At 53.0% G+C, this 13378-nt stretch carries 16 protein-coding genes; 3 read left to right on the top strand and 13 right to left on the bottom strand.

Translation table 11 applies throughout. From position 1 onward, the window contains the following. Window positions 1-84: 84 nt before the first annotated feature. A complete protein-coding gene (locus ACNKIB_RS13375) occupies window positions 85-1230 on the bottom strand; it encodes a glycosyltransferase family 4 protein (protein ID WP_417911069.1) in 1146 nt (381 codons plus the stop codon). A gap of 117 nt (window positions 1231-1347) precedes the next feature. On the opposite strand from ACNKIB_RS13375, the gene cmoA reads away from it, so the two are divergent. Next, complete coding sequence (cmoA, locus tag ACNKIB_RS13370; protein ID WP_417911068.1) at window positions 1348-2079, top strand: carboxy-S-adenosyl-L-methionine synthase CmoA; 732 nt, start codon at window positions 1348-1350, stop codon at window positions 2077-2079. Window positions 2080-2139: 60 nt separating this feature from the next. Here cmoA and ACNKIB_RS13365 read toward each other — a convergent pair whose 3' ends face one another. Beyond that, a complete protein-coding gene (locus tag ACNKIB_RS13365) occupies window positions 2140-2331 on the bottom strand; it encodes a hypothetical protein (RefSeq protein ID WP_417911067.1) in 192 nt (63 codons plus the stop codon). A gap of 33 nt (window positions 2332-2364) precedes the next feature. Between ACNKIB_RS13365 and ACNKIB_RS13360 the strand changes: the two genes are divergently transcribed. Further along, window positions 2365-3078, top strand: coding sequence for a pseudouridine synthase (locus ACNKIB_RS13360; protein ID WP_417911066.1), 714 nt, complete (start codon window positions 2365-2367; stop codon window positions 3076-3078). 150 nt (window positions 3079-3228) lie between these two features. Next, on the top strand, window positions 3229-3531 hold the full coding sequence (locus tag ACNKIB_RS13355) for an HU family DNA-binding protein (RefSeq protein WP_417911065.1): 303 nt from the start codon (window positions 3229-3231) through the stop codon (window positions 3529-3531). Window positions 3532-3555: 24 nt separating this feature from the next. Here ACNKIB_RS13355 and rimO read toward each other — a convergent pair whose 3' ends face one another. From rimO to ACNKIB_RS13300, 11 genes are all read right to left on the bottom strand, one after another. Further along, the gene (gene rimO / locus ACNKIB_RS13350; protein WP_417911064.1) at window positions 3556-4884 is read right to left on the bottom strand and encodes a 30S ribosomal protein S12 methylthiotransferase RimO; all 1329 of its coding nucleotides are present in this window, start codon (window positions 4882-4884) and stop codon (window positions 3556-3558) included. Window positions 4885-5127: 243 nt separating this feature from the next. After that, window positions 5128-6513, bottom strand: coding sequence for a chemotaxis protein CheB (locus ACNKIB_RS13345; protein ID WP_417911063.1), 1386 nt, complete (start codon window positions 6511-6513; stop codon window positions 5128-5130). 6 nt (window positions 6514-6519) lie between these two features. Further along, on the bottom strand, window positions 6520-7275 hold the full coding sequence (locus ACNKIB_RS13340; RefSeq protein WP_417911062.1) for a sulfite exporter TauE/SafE family protein: 756 nt from the start codon (window positions 7273-7275) through the stop codon (window positions 6520-6522). Then, window positions 7275-7784 carry a HAMP domain-containing protein gene (locus ACNKIB_RS13335; protein ID WP_417911061.1) on the bottom strand — a complete coding sequence of 170 codons (510 nt, stop codon included), beginning with the start codon at window positions 7782-7784 and terminating at the stop codon, window positions 7275-7277. Before ACNKIB_RS13335 ends, ACNKIB_RS13340 begins: the two co-directional genes overlap by 1 nt. Before the next feature lie 48 nt (window positions 7785-7832). Next, window positions 7833-8246 carry a PilZ domain-containing protein gene (locus tag ACNKIB_RS13330; RefSeq protein WP_417911060.1) on the bottom strand — a complete coding sequence of 138 codons (414 nt, stop codon included), beginning with the start codon at window positions 8244-8246 and terminating at the stop codon, window positions 7833-7835. 135 nt (window positions 8247-8381) lie between these two features. Continuing rightward, window positions 8382-8687 carry a hypothetical protein gene (locus ACNKIB_RS13325; protein ID WP_417911059.1) on the bottom strand — a complete coding sequence of 102 codons (306 nt, stop codon included), beginning with the start codon at window positions 8685-8687 and terminating at the stop codon, window positions 8382-8384. A 39-nt stretch (window positions 8688-8726) separates the two neighbouring features. Further along, window positions 8727-9740: an ABC transporter substrate-binding protein gene (locus ACNKIB_RS13320; protein ID WP_417911058.1), complete on the bottom strand. Its 1014-nt coding sequence runs from the start codon at window positions 9738-9740 to the stop codon at window positions 8727-8729. Then, window positions 9730-10524, bottom strand: coding sequence for an ABC transporter ATP-binding protein (locus ACNKIB_RS13315; RefSeq protein ID WP_417911057.1), 795 nt, complete (start codon window positions 10522-10524; stop codon window positions 9730-9732). Before ACNKIB_RS13315 ends, ACNKIB_RS13320 begins: the two co-directional genes overlap by 11 nt. Before the next feature lie 12 nt (window positions 10525-10536). Further along, window positions 10537-11304 carry an ABC transporter permease gene (locus ACNKIB_RS13310; RefSeq protein ID WP_417911056.1) on the bottom strand — a complete coding sequence of 256 codons (768 nt, stop codon included), beginning with the start codon at window positions 11302-11304 and terminating at the stop codon, window positions 10537-10539. A 21-nt stretch (window positions 11305-11325) separates the two neighbouring features. Next, window positions 11326-12240: an AAA family ATPase gene (locus tag ACNKIB_RS13305; protein WP_417911055.1), complete on the bottom strand. Its 915-nt coding sequence runs from the start codon at window positions 12238-12240 to the stop codon at window positions 11326-11328. A gap of 51 nt (window positions 12241-12291) precedes the next feature. After that, entirely contained in the window at window positions 12292-13323 is a 1032-nt protein-coding gene (locus ACNKIB_RS13300; RefSeq protein ID WP_417911054.1) for a chemotaxis protein CheB, read from the bottom strand. Window positions 13324-13378 lie beyond the last annotated feature (55 nt).

Below are 13378 nucleotides of genomic sequence, written 5' to 3'. Positions count from 1 at the left end.
ATCACTTTACGAGCGTACTTTTAAAAAAGAACGGTAGTACTTTTTTCGGGGCAGCAGCCTGAACAGTTGTGATTGCGGACTGTCCTAGCTTTGCGGCTTGGCGATAGAGCGAAGCACCTGGAGAGTCTGCGCGGCTGTCCGCACCCATGTGAAGGTGCTTGCCCATTTCTGGCCTTGCTCGGCAAGGCGGCGGAGTTCTTGTTGAGGAAGACGCAGCACCTCGCTGATCTTCTCAGCCAACAGTTTTGGTTCCGGTTCAGGTACGTAAAAGGCCGCCTTGCCGCCTACTTCGGGCAAAGAAGCTGCCTGTACCGTCACTACCGGCAAGCCGACTTGCAGAGCCTCGATCACTGGCAGGCCAAAACCTTCGTAGGTGGAGGGTAAAACAAACATCTCCGCTGCTTGATAGAGCGTTCGTAACTCCTGCTCCGACAAACCTTGCAGGCGCAGCACCCGCTCTGGTTGGGTGATCTTGAGGAGGCTTTTCCTGACAGCCTCCTCGCCCCGGCGGCCCTTGCCTACCAAGACTAACTGATGTGGGATTTCCCCTTGCAGCAAGGCAAAGGCCTCAATCAGCTTGTCGATATTTTTATGCGGATAGCTGTGGGCAACGCAGAGCAGAAAAGGTCTGTGCACACCCAGTCTACGCAGGATGTTCTCGGCCTGATCCTCTGGCCAGTTCTGGGCAAAATCATTGCTCACGCCCAGAAGCGTGGCGTGAACCTTTGCTGCTTTGGCAAAGTCGTAGCGGATGACTTCTTGCCGGGAAAACTCTGAGATAGTCAGCACAGCCTGACAGCAACGGCAGGCGATTTGGACGAGCACATCGAGTGCAGTGCGCTCTAGCCAGCCCATGTCTTCGGGATAGCTTTTATATTGCAAATCACAGACGGTCACGGCCTGCGGCGAAAAGCAGACTGCCGGAGCGGTGTAGCCAGGCGACCACAGCACGTCAACGCGCACGTTCCTAGCAGTGAAGGGCAGCAGGCACTGTTCGACGAGAATCCGCAGCGGACGTGTTGCTGCTTGGCAGGGCAGCTGGTGAAATTCCACCTGCGGAAAGGCAGCTAGATCAGCTCGCAGTAGATCGTCATTCTCGCGGTTGGTGAACACGACTAAGGTGTCGCCACTGGCAAGCGCGGCCATTGCCTTCAGTGTCTCACGCAGATAGACCTCGGTGCCGCCCACATCAGAGGGTACAAGGAAAAGGGTATTAATGCCTATACGCATAGGCGCGCTCCTTTTTTTATTTACAAAGAGATATAGCCCTTGTATATATACATATTTTATATCTTTAGCAACAAAAACAGTCTGTCACAGGAGCATAATATTCTTCTCGGAGTGACGATGAGCAGCGACAAACTGTACAGCAGCGGTCGCGTGACAGAAGATTTCTCCTTCAACGAACAGGTGGCGGAAGTCTTTGACGACATGCTCGACCGTTCTGTCCCCTTGTATCGCACGGTGATTAAAACCACGGCCTCGCTGATCCGGCAGTTGGCTGTGCCTGGCAGCACGATCTTTGACCTTGGTTGTTCTACCGGTTCCACCTTGCTGGAGCTTTCCCGTCTGCTACCGGACATGCAGCTGCGTTTCGTTGGCTTGGACAGCGCGTCTGCCATGCTCGATAAGGCCCGGCGCAAGGCAGAGATGTTCAGCAAGAACATCGAATTCCGGCAGCAGGATATCACCGCGCCTGATCTGGCCGACCAGCTGGCCGAAGGCGCGGATATTATCCTCTGTAACTACACCATGCAGTTTATCCGGCCTCTACTTCGGCAGGAATTTATCAGCAGGCTTTACCAGGCGTTGCCAGAGGGTGGGCTGTTGTTTCTCAGCGAGAAGATTGTTGGCAGCCATAGCCGCATGAACCGGCATTTTATCAACGTCTATCATGAATTTAAACGGGAGCAAGGGTATTCTGAGCTGGAGATTGCAGCCAAGCGCGAGGCTTTGGAGAATATCCTCATCCCTTTCACGGCAGAAGAGAACCTCAGTCTTCTGCAACAGAGCGGCTTTGACTGGGCAGAGATGTATTTTCGTTGGATCAACTTTGCCTCATTCATTGCGCTGAAATAAGCGAAGGACGAGTACAGCTCGTTTGTAAAGGAGTTTGGCTTGGCCAGAAAGGAGTTCTACTTAGCCGCAGAGGAGTTCAGCTTGGCCAAACTGCTTTCCTAGTCGGCCAGAAAGGAGTTTTGCCGACTCAAACTCCTTTGCAAGTCGGCAAAACTCCTCTGCAGCTAAGTAGAACTCCTTTGGTACTCGGCCAGACTCCTTTTTTGCCGAGTACAACTCCTTTGCAAGTCGGCAGAATTCCTTTCTGGCCAAGCCAAACTCCTTTACAAACGAGCAAGAAATCTCATGGAACGTCTGCAAAAAATCATTGCCCAGGCAGGCATCTGTTCGCGTCGCCGGGCAGAACAGCTCATCGTTGCTGGTCGGGTGACGGTGGACGGTCAGATCGTCACAGAGCTGGGCAGTAAGATTGACCCGGCCCAGGCGGTCATCACTGTTGATGGTAAACTGCTCCGGCGGGAGGAAAAAAAGATCTGCCTCCTGCTGAATAAGCCGCGCGGTTATGTTACCACGCTGTCTGATCCCCAAGGCCGCCCGATTGTCACCGATTTACTGCCACCGGACATGAAAGTGCGCTTGTTTCCGGTAGGCCGTCTTGATTTGGACAGCGAGGGCGCGCTGCTTATGACCAATGACGGCGAACTAGCCAACAAAATTCTTCATCCCAAATTTGAGGTGAACAAGACCTACGAGGCGACAGTCCGAGACCTGCCCAAAGAGAGCGAGCTGCGGAGGTTGGCGCAAGGCATTATCGTGGATGGTCAGAAGACCTGGCCCGCTCAAGTCCGGGTGCTGCGCCAGGAACAAGATCGGACGACTGTTGTGGAAATTGTCATCCATGAAGGGAAAAAACGACAGGTGCGCAAGATGTTTCAAGCTGTCGGCCACCCGGTGTTGCGGCTGAAACGGACGGCTTATGGCGGCCTCCGGCTAGGTGAGCAGGGCTTAGGCAGCTGCCGTTTTTTAGGAGAAAATGATCTTGCCAAGATATTTTCCTAAATACTTCCGAAAACCCCTTTACAATCAGAACTATACCTGCTTTAATAGTATTGATGATGATTATTCGCCCAGTCTGCCATGTTATCATAATCAGGCGACTGCAAACACAAAAGAAGACCGGTCCAGTTCCGGGAACGAGAGAGCTGATACATGAATAAATCAGAACTGATTGAAACGTTGGCCGAAAAGGTTAACCTACCGGTGCGCGAGACTGCGTCGGTCGCCAAGACCATCATCGACACTATGAGCGAGGCTTTGGTCAAGGGCGACTCCATCGAAATCCGTGGCTTTGGCAGCTTTACAGTCAAAAAGTATGGCTCCTACACGGGTCGTAACCCCAAATCCGGGGAGAAGATTGACGTGGCCCCGAAAAAGCTGCCTTTCTTCAAAGTGGGCAAAGACCTGCGCGAACGGGTGGATGAGGCAGCACAGCCAAAACTGGGCAAAAAGTAACGCTAGCCTGAAAATTGGCTGGGATCAGCTCATGATGCCACCCACTAAATCGTAGGTATGGGCCTCGGCGATGCGGACTTTGACGATATCGCCGGGGCTGGCTGTGCCTTCGTTAATATACACGCAGCCGTCGATCTCTGGGGCCTGAAAGCGGGTGCGCCCCTCGAGCAGGAGATCGGTCTCATTGCTCAAACCTTCCACGAGCACCTCCTCTTTCCTGCCCACATGGCGTTGCAGCTGCTCGCTACTGATTTTTGCTTGCAACTCCATCACCCGTTCAAAACGTGCCTGCTTCTCCTCCTCCGGTACCTTGGGCATGAAGTCCGCCGCTGGTGCGCCATCCTCATCCTCATAGGGAAACACGCCAACATGATCAAGCTGCCAGCGTTCCAGGCAGTCCAGCAGCACCTGTACATCCTGCTCGGTCTCGCCAGGAAAACCGATCATCATTGTTGTACGCAAAGCACAATCAGGCAACAGGCTGCGGATCCGACTGATCAGCTGGTCCAAATCCTTTTGCCCATAGCGGCGGTTCATCCGTTGCAGCACCCGGTCGCTGACATGCTGAAAAGGGATGTCGAGATACGGCACGATGCGCGGCTGGGCTGCCATCAGTTCCAGTAACTCGTTGCTAACTGAGGTAGGATAAAGATAGAGCAGGCGCAGCCAGGGTATGCTGGTCTCAGTCAGCAGCAAGCGGAGCAAGCTCGCCAGATTAGCCGCATCTAAATCGCTGCCATAGGCTGTCAAGTCCTGGGCAATCAGCGACAGTTCCTTGACTCCGGCTTGTTCTAAGGCCCTGGCCTCTGTGGCCAGGTCAGCGGCAGGCCTACTACGCAGGTCGCCTCGGATGGAGGGAATCATACAATACGTGCAACGGTTGTTGCAGCCCTCAGTGATCTTCAGCCAGCTGCGGAAAGGCGGTGTAGAAAGGCGGCGCGGCATTGCGCTGCTGATCAGCGAACGAGAAGGCTGGCTAAGGACAAGCTCGCCGCTGTTGCCCGGCAGGTGGCTGATCAGCTCTGGCAACCGCTGCTGGTCGTCAATACCGATAAAAAGATCAACTTCTGGCAGCTCCTTTTGTAGTTCTGCGCCGTATCGCTGCACCAAACAGCCAGTCACGACCAATTTTTTCGCGGGATCGGCGTGCTTGTATTCGGCCAAGCGGAGGATTTCATCCACTGCCTCTTCCACTGCTGGACGGATGAAGCCACAGGTGTTGACTAACAGCAGGTCTGCCTCTCCAGGGTCTTCAATCGCCTGCCAGCCGCAGAGTTCTAGAGAGCCGAGCATCATCTCGGAATCAACCAAATTTTTGGCACAACCGAGACTGATGAGGCGAAGTGTTTTCATGAGGTACTCAAGGTGTATTTTGTAAACAACGCCTCGTTCCTCGTTGTCCTTAAGGCCAAGTCGATTTGATTTGAGGTAGGTCAAGCTTCACCTGAGGCGAGTCTTGTTTGACATGAGGAAAGTAAAGATTAACTTGAGGCGAGTTAGGTGTGACTTGAGGTAGGTAAAGCATAACCTGAAGCATGTCAACATTCACCTGTGTCAGGGAAAGCGTGACTTGTCTCAGGATAAACTGTACATGCGTCAAATATGCCCGGCCAGATAGAGCGGAATGTCTTCTGGTTTTAGGCAGCATTCCTCTAACGCCAGCGACTTGATGCCTTCCAGCGGGCCAGGCAGGAGGCAGGATTCCGGTTCCTGGATAATAACCCGACCTCCTTTGCGCACCACGGCTTCCATGCCGATTTTCAAATCCACATCTACGCCGCTCAACAGCACCACCGACAGCTTAGAGCCAAAAACCTCAGCTGCGGAATGGAGCAGATTGTCAGCATCCAAGGACATCTTGTTCAGCTCGTCCTCGCGGCCTGAGATGAGGGCTGTTCCTTCACGAAGAACAATCTGCCGCTTGCCGTGGCAGTTGCCAATCCGGCACTGGCCGCCGAGCAGCCCTTCGCCGAGATCAAGACAGGTGACAGAGTACGGTGTAAAGGCATCAAAATAGGAGGCTAAATATTTGGCAATACCAGGATACATGTTCTGGAGGACCATCACGGCCATGTCTTCCTTGTATTCGAGGGCAGGGATGATTTTTTGCAGCTCCAGCATTCCGCCTAACCCACCAAGAATCAGCAGTAGGCTTTCCGCAGGCTTGAGCAGCGCAGGTTTCTTCTCCGCAGGCTTAGGCGACTTAGCCCGGCTGACATTATCAACGCAGAACTCATGCACGTTCATCAAAATGTACTGAAGACGCTCGCTAATCAGCTTCCAGGACTCTGGGTTAACCGGCTTGGCCACCACATCGACTGCCCCGTAGCGCATGAAGTCCATCATTTTGAAGTACATCTGCTCGTTGAAGTTGCTGACCAGGACTACTGGTGCAGGTGAGCGGATCATAATGTGCTTAAGTGCCACATCGCCGCTCATTACTGGCATGGTCATGTCCAACGTGACGAGATCAGGTACCTGCACTTCGAGAAACTTCACTGCTTCCTTGCCGTTGGTGGCTGTACCAACCACTTTTGCCTTGATCTGGTCTTCAAAGAGTTTAACAAAGGCCTTGGTAAAGAAGCGGGAGTCATCAACCACCAGGATCTTGGGCAGGCCTGGCTCATCGCTCTCAACAGGTTGGGCCGCAGGCCGGTTTTGTTCGTCGATGCGACGGGCTGCTTCTAAGAGGAGAAAATTCCACGAGGCATCAATGGTACGTTGGTTGGTCTTGGCAAAAAGCATACTAAAGGTGCCAGAAGGCCAACTCATAATCCGATAAAAAGCCTCTTCGCCGATCAGCTCACCAAACTCAGCATGAATGATCTCGTTGTCGGAAAAATACAGCACCCCGAGATTGTCCTCGCTGAGAACGCTCAACTTCCGATTGTCGCCGGAGAGACAGGCAAACTGCACGATATCGACCAGGCCGAGGCCTTCGATTTCGCCGACAAAACCGTTCTTGCCGCCGTTTTTTTTCATGGCCAATTAGACGGCGTTGAAGGTGACATGGGTGGCGATAAAGACCAGCATGAGGACAAACAGCTCCTTAAAGCGGGTCTCTGGCATCCGCTGCAGCAGCCGTGAACCAAACTGCGCACCGAGCAGCACACCGATGACCGCAGGCAGGGCTACCTGCCAGGCTACAGCCCGACCAAAAAAGAGGAGCTGGGCAGAAACAGCAGTTACAGAAAGGAGGAGCATTAAAGCAATGCAGGTAGCCACAGCCCGGGTCATGGCCAAGCCACAGCGCATGTTGAGAAAGGGTACTAGCCAGTCACCCACGCCCACACCGAGAAAACCGGTCAATACACTGGCAGCCGCAGCGATAGGCCGACCCCGGCGACGGGCGATATCCAGGTCTGCTTGGTCTGAGCCTTTGACAAAGAAGTCGTCGCCGCGCATGAAGGCATAGGCAATGAAGAAGATCACTAAACCGAGGAACAATTTGATAAACACCGGGTGGAGGACAAAAGACAGCATCGAGCCGACAAGCACCCCAATAAAACCGAGCGGCACCAGCATCTTGACCAAAGGCCAGCTAATCAACCCAGCCCGGTTGTTGCTTACCGTGGCACTGAATTGACCGAAGGTTTGGATGACAATGGTACAGAGCAGGGCCTCGTCTGGGCGCAGCGTGGTGGCTGTAAGTAACACCGGCATCCAAAGCACGCCGCCACCCAGCCCAAAAAACAGGGCCACCGTGGCGATTATCATGCCCAAAGGGAGCATTAGCCAATTCATCAGCGATAAAAGCTCCTGCCAAACTCGGCTAAGGTCTCTTCCAGCTCGTCAATGAGCTGCACAGCTTCTTCAATTTTCGTTGCCTCGTCGCCTTCCGTCAAGGTCTGCCGCAGCTGTTCCGCCATGTTTTTTGCCAACAGGATTAATTCCTGCTCATTGGCGTTCAGGTCGTTGATGTGGCGGGCCAGCTCGCCCAGCTCATCCTTACTCTCCTCAGATAGGGCGACAGAAAAGTCACCGGCACTCATTGCCCGCGTTCGCTCAATGATTTGCTCCAACGGAAACATAATCCGTTTGATAAAGAGCATCATCACTAAGCCAATGGCGAGCAACAGGGTGCTCAACATCACTCTGAATTTCACGAGAATGCGGCCAACAAGGTCTATGGGCAGCGTGCCGCCAAGCTGCTCCCGCAGCAGGCCCAATACTTCCTTGCCCCGCAGGAAAAGCTCCATCTCCACCGCCATAGTCAGGAAGACAATGCCGATAAAAACGATATAAAAACCCATTTGGCGCTGAAGGCCACTCTTTGGTAGGAAACGCATAACTAGCACTGTTCAGGGAGTTCTGAACAGTTTTTCCAAATATTTCTTGAAGGCCCGCAGGTCATCCACGTAGATATCCTTGAAGCGCACGCCAATGTCATACTTTTCCTCATCTTGCAGCTGCTGCGCCCAGACTACCTCGGCAATTGCGGTCAGCGGCTTAGATGCCGTGCCTGCGTCAAGGATCGCGATGATGTTGTTCAGATAATGCTGCCAACCATGCAGATGCACTGAGAGTTGGAGGATGGTGCCTGGCTCGTACAGTTCCTCAGCCGTGAAGCAAAGGCCGTTCTCAGCCAGATTTTTCGTGGTTGCGGGCTTGGCCTCCAGATTAGTCATCGGATACTGGAGCTTCGTCACCATGAGAGCTGCCTGCCGATCAAGTCTCGGGCATTCCCGCCTACAGTGTGCTGTTGCCTCTACCATGTTCTGAGCGTTCCTTCGATTCGGTTACTCGACCTCTTGCAGAGGTCAACAAGTCAATAAGAAGCGTTGCGTGCCAGGTTGCAGCGGAGAGCGAACCGTTTGCTCCGGCTGTGGTACTTTTTGCCTAACTCCTAGTTAATATTCCTTTCTTGCTCGCTTGTCAAGCAGTTTAGCTTGGTAACAGAGGAGTTTTGCCGACTTGGAGAGGAGTTCTACTCGGTAGAAAAGGAGTCTGGCCGAGTATGAAAGGAGTTTTGCCAAGCCACAGAGGAGTTTTGCCGACTCAAACTCCTTTGCAAGTCGGCAAAACTCCTCTGTGGCTAAACAGGAAAGGAGTTCGGCCAAGCCAAACTCCTCTGCTGCCGACTCCAACTCCTTTCTGGCCGAGCCAAACTCCTTGGCAAGCGAGCCACACTTTTGCCTGGCGGAGTTGAACTGCAACCTGGATTACTCCCCTTCTTGTTGACTTAAGCAGAAGAACTATTGCAAAATATCCGTTACTTCTTGGATGGGTTCAACTTTCACTGCTGCGGCAAACTGATCGTCCACCAGCCCTTCAATTTTGTTATCAACAATCAGGCCATGCTTGGCCATCAGGTCGGCGATATGCTGCATCTCTTCCTGTTTGGGAAGAAACTGGTCAAAGACCACCTTGCGGCTACTGAGGGCAAATTTTGCTACATCAGGTGGCTGCGACCAGTACTTGGCCGCAATTTCGACGGCCTGCACCTGATGCGTTTTTGCCCAGAGACTGGCGCGAGCTGCGCCTTGGACAAATTTCCGCACAGTTTTTGGGTCTTGCGCAATGGTGTTCTGCTTGACAATGACCAAGTTGCAGATGAAATTCGGCCACACATCCTCGACATGTAACACCAGATCAGCAGAACCGCCCTTCAGACTCTTGGCGGCAAAAGGCTCGCCAACATAATAGGCATCCAAGGAGCCTGCGGCCAAAGCTGAAGCCATGTCCGGCGGATTCAGCTCAACAATGTTCACCCGGCCCTGCATTCCTTTTTGGTCCATCAGCTCGAGCAGGCTCAGGTTATGGCCGGAATAGCGGATCGGCACGGCCACAGTCTTGCCGCCGAGATCCTCGAACGAGCGGATATTGAGGCTTTTCTTGGCCACCAAGGTGCTTTCATGCCGGTTGCCGATATAAACCACCTTGACATCAACACCTTGTTGCCGCAAAACGACAGACAGCGGCGCAATAATAAAGGCCGCCTGAATCTTGTCGCTGCGCAGTGCCGAGGCCATCTCAGCAAAGGAGCTGAACTTCAGGGCCTTGAAATAGACATCGTTGCTGTCTTTACTCACATGATCGAGCAGCGGGGCAGACATGTTGGTGATCACCGGCATATAGCCCATTGTGAACACTTTTTTCTGGCCGTAATCAAAGTTCAACCAAAGATGCAGGCCAGAAATCAAGACTAACCAGCTCGCCACGCCTATCGCCAGCTGCCAACTTTTCGACAATTTGAGATCAAACCGCATAGTTCACTCCCAACATGAAGAACAACTCGTCCCGGAGTTTGGCCAGCTCGGTGTCCTTTTTGAAAAAGTTGCGCGGATGGGAGAAATCAAGTTTGCGGTTGAGTTTGATCTGCGAGGGTCTGCGACTAAAGACGACGATCCGGTCGCCCATAACCAAGGCATCGTCAATATCGTGGGTGACAATCAGAATGGTCTTGCCGAGGAACTGGTGCATGTTGACCACTTCCTCGCGCAGCTTCATGTGGGTGAGGAAGTCTAAGCCGCTGAACGGTTCATCCATGATCAGGATGTCTGGATTGACCACCAAGGCGCGGGCTAACTCGGCGCGCCGCAGCATTCCACCGGACAGCTGGTGAGGATAGTGATCCTCAAAGCCTTCCAGCTCGACCATTTCGATGTATTCTTGGATTTTTTCGCACTTCTCATCCTGATTCTCCATCTTGCGCAGGCCTAGCTCGACATTCTGCCAGACGGTCATCCACGGCAGCAGGCCGCTGTGCTGAAAAACAAAGATGTTATCCGAACTTGGCCCGGTAATTTCCTTGTGATCGATCATCACAGAGCCGGAACTCTGCTTGTCAAAGCCTGCAACGATGCGCATCAGGGTTGATTTGCCGCAGCCAGAAGGTCCGAGGAAGCAGACCATCTCGCCATCCTCGATATCGATATTAATATCCTCCAGCACCGGCACTACTTGGCCAAAAGGAGCAAGGTCGTCCTCCCGCCTGGTTTTCCGGCGATTGACAAACTCCTTGTTTAGGCCGCTGATCTGAATATGCCCCATGGTATCTCTCTCCTATGGCTGGCGGATGCCCCAGGCAGCCGAATCAATTCGGCCCAGCCGCCGCATGATGGAGTCGAGCAGGATGCCGATCAGCCCGATAACGATCATGCCATCCATAACTTGATCCAAGCGCAGACCGTTCCGGGCATCCAGAATCAGATAGCCTAGCCCAGACTGGACAGCAATCATCTCAGCAGCCACGACAACGATCCAGGCAATGGTTACGGTCAAACGCAGGGCGGTGATGATCGCGGGAATAATCGCCGGAACAACGATCTTCTGGATTACTTCCACCCGACTGAAATTAAAGTTGGCCGCAACATGAAAAAAGGTTGGGTTAATTGACTGTACCGCCACCATTGTTGCGACGACAATGGGGAAAAAACTGGCCAGGAAAATCAGGAACACCGCTGGTTTGTCGCCAATACCAAACCAAAGCATGGCCAAAGGGATCCAGGCCAAGGGCGAAATAGGTCGCAGAAAGCTGATGATCGGATGAAACAGGAGGGCGGCAATTTGGCTGCGCCCCAGAATAATCCCTAATGGAATACCCAGGATGGCAGCCAAATAAAAGCCGACTGTGACTCGAAACAGGCTGGCTACGGTGTGTTTGAAGATGGCCCCGTTCCTGATCAACTCGATCATACTGAAGAAAACCTGGCTGGGGCCAGGTAGTACATGCGCGTCCAACCCGACCACGCGCACTGCGGCCTCCCAGATCAGCACCAAGACGGTGAAGGACAAAAAAGGTGCAAGCTTATGGAGAAGAGCAGAATTCATGCGATATTTACCTCGTTGAGATCATCCAGCGATCTCGTCGGCCAGCTGCATATACTGCACCGCTGCCCGGCTCTTTTCGTCGTAGTAATTGATCGGCGCGTTGACAATGTGCGACTCTTGCATCTTGTCGTCCTTGTCAATCACCGTTCTGAACAGATTGTCTCGGTAGGTTTGCCGCAGTTTGTCGTAGATTACCTTTTCTGAAGTGTTTTTGGCATCGTACATGGTGATCAACACCTTGCACTCCACCTCCCGATTGATGTTTTTTTTCAGCACATTGATGATATCGTGAATTTGGCTGACCCCGTGCATGGAAAGATATTCACAGGTCGATGGGATCACGACGAGATTGGCAGACACCAAGGCATTCAGGGTGAAAAATTCTATCGACGGCGGGGTGTCAATGATCACGTGGTCGTAGTTATCCTGAATAGCCTTGAGCTTGTCCCGCAGCAGGTACTCAAAATTATGCTGACTCAGGTATTTCTTCTTAAGCAGGGCCATTTTGCTGCTCGACGGTAACAGTGAGAGATTGGCATATTTGGTCTTCACCACTGCCTCGCCAATGCTTTTCACCCCGCCGGTCAGCACCTCGTAAAAAGATCTGGTCTTGCGAAATCCAAGGAGGATGGTCAGGTTGGCCTGTACGTCAAAGTCTATCAGCAGTACCCGCTTGCCCATCTTGGCCAAGGCTGCGCCGAGATTGAGGCAGGTTGTGGTCTTGGCCACCCCGCCTTTCTGGTTGCTCACCGCGATCACCCGGCTGTAGTCGGGATGCAGCTCGTCCTGAAGTAGAAAAGCATCCTCTACTGCCGTCGCCCTACGCACGATAAACCGGTGGCTGCATTTGTGACACCGGACCTTTAGCTCCGGCTTGTCCAGAATCTCGTCAGCAATCCTGTATTTGGTTCTACATTTTTCACATGTGATAATCATAGGATTCTTCTCTGCTGTCTCAGATTGTTGTCGTCAGCCGGGGAGCTGGGATCATCTTTTTATCAGCGAGGCAATGGCCTCGGCAAGATTGCTTTCATCTGCAATCATGTCCACCCGTTTCCGTTTGATGGCCGAGTCGGTCAGATTGGGATAGACGCAGCTCTCTACGCTCTGGGCGATAGTTTTTCCACCCCGCTCTTGAATTCTGGCAAAGCCCTCTGAACCGTCATCGCCGTAGCCGGTAAGCAGCACACCCACTGTCCTTTCCCGGAAGGCTTCAGCCGCAGAAATGAACAGGGTGTTGAGCGGGTTGTCAGTTGGCTCGCCCATCTTAAAGCAGGGTTCACCGTACTCGCTGAAATCGACGGTCACGGACAACATATTCGACTGGATGTAACAGACTCCCTGCTCCAGCACTTTGCCGTCTTCGGCGATGGCAATCTTCCAGCTAGCAAACTCATTAAATTTCTCGACAAAGGCGGGTAGTATTTTGGGCGAGATTTCCAGTAGGATTACCGCTGCCGCGTGCAGACCAGACTCGAGCCGGGTCATCAGGCGGATGAAGGAGTTTGGCCCGGTAAGCGAGGTGCCGATGACCACCAGAGAACTCGGTGTACTTGCGTTCAGATGCCCTGCCCTGCCCTGTCCCCTCTTGACCCTGACCCGACGGATGTTTTGAAAATTGACAGCGGTAGCCAGCTTGATCCGATCTACGATCTGCTGTTTGGCCACGTGGATGTCGCTGGAGATCGCACCAGAAGGCTTGGCAACAAAATCAACCACGCCTAGACGCAAGGCCTCAAAGGTGATGGAGCCATCGCTGAATAGGGAGCTAAGAACAACGATAGGCACTGGGGCCTCGATCATGATGTGTCGGATGGCCTGGAGACCGTCCATCACTGGCATGTCGATGTCGAGCGTGATTACGTCCGGGTGCAGCTCCTTAATCTTCTTCAGGCCTTCCAATCCGTTGCGTGCCACGCCAATCACCTCAATCTCAGCATCTGACTCCAGCAGATCGCTGATCGCCTTGGTCATGAAGGTGGCATCGTCAACTACAAGAACCTTATATTTTTTGTCCATGCCTACTGTTCAGCCTCCGTGCTGGAATAGCCCCCTAAGCCTGGGTTGGAAATGT

Source organism: Candidatus Electronema sp. PJ (assembly GCF_048287395.1).
Taxonomy (GTDB): Bacteria; Desulfobacterota; Desulfobulbia; order Desulfobulbales; family Desulfobulbaceae; genus Electronema.
Note: the sequence above shows the minus strand (reverse complement) of the source record. Positions and strands in the feature narration are given on the sequence as shown.

Excerpts from the sequence above, each read along its gene's own strand:
- ACNKIB_RS13335 (WP_417911061.1), bottom strand. The coding sequence starts at position 7,784 with ATGGGTTTTTATATCGTTTTTATCGGCATTGTCTTCCTGACTATGGCG.
- ACNKIB_RS13360 (WP_417911066.1), top strand. The coding sequence starts at position 2,365 with ATGGAACGTCTGCAAAAAATCATTGCCCAGGCAGGCATCTGTTCGCGT.
- rimO (WP_417911064.1), bottom strand. The coding sequence starts at position 4,884 with ATGAAAACACTTCGCCTCATCAGTCTCGGTTGTGCCAAAAATTTGGTT.
- ACNKIB_RS13355 (WP_417911065.1), top strand. The coding sequence starts at position 3,229 with ATGAATAAATCAGAACTGATTGAAACGTTGGCCGAAAAGGTTAACCTA.
- ACNKIB_RS13345 (WP_417911063.1), bottom strand. The coding sequence starts at position 6,513 with ATGAAAAAAAACGGCGGCAAGAACGGTTTTGTCGGCGAAATCGAAGGC.
- ACNKIB_RS13315 (WP_417911057.1), bottom strand. The coding sequence starts at position 10,524 with ATGGGGCATATTCAGATCAGCGGCCTAAACAAGGAGTTTGTCAATCGC.
- ACNKIB_RS13300 (WP_417911054.1), bottom strand. The coding sequence starts at position 13,323 with ATGGACAAAAAATATAAGGTTCTTGTAGTTGACGATGCCACCTTCATG.
- ACNKIB_RS13320 (WP_417911058.1), bottom strand. The coding sequence starts at position 9,740 with ATGCGGTTTGATCTCAAATTGTCGAAAAGTTGGCAGCTGGCGATAGGC.
- ACNKIB_RS13340 (WP_417911062.1), bottom strand. The coding sequence starts at position 7,275 with ATGAATTGGCTAATGCTCCCTTTGGGCATGATAATCGCCACGGTGGCC.
- ACNKIB_RS13330 (WP_417911060.1), bottom strand. The coding sequence starts at position 8,246 with ATGGTAGAGGCAACAGCACACTGTAGGCGGGAATGCCCGAGACTTGAT.
- cmoA (WP_417911068.1), top strand. The coding sequence starts at position 1,348 with ATGAGCAGCGACAAACTGTACAGCAGCGGTCGCGTGACAGAAGATTTC.
- ACNKIB_RS13305 (WP_417911055.1), bottom strand. The coding sequence starts at position 12,240 with ATGATTATCACATGTGAAAAATGTAGAACCAAATACAGGATTGCTGAC.
- ACNKIB_RS13375 (WP_417911069.1), bottom strand. The coding sequence starts at position 1,230 with ATGCGTATAGGCATTAATACCCTTTTCCTTGTACCCTCTGATGTGGGC.
- ACNKIB_RS13310 (WP_417911056.1), bottom strand. The coding sequence starts at position 11,304 with ATGAATTCTGCTCTTCTCCATAAGCTTGCACCTTTTTTGTCCTTCACC.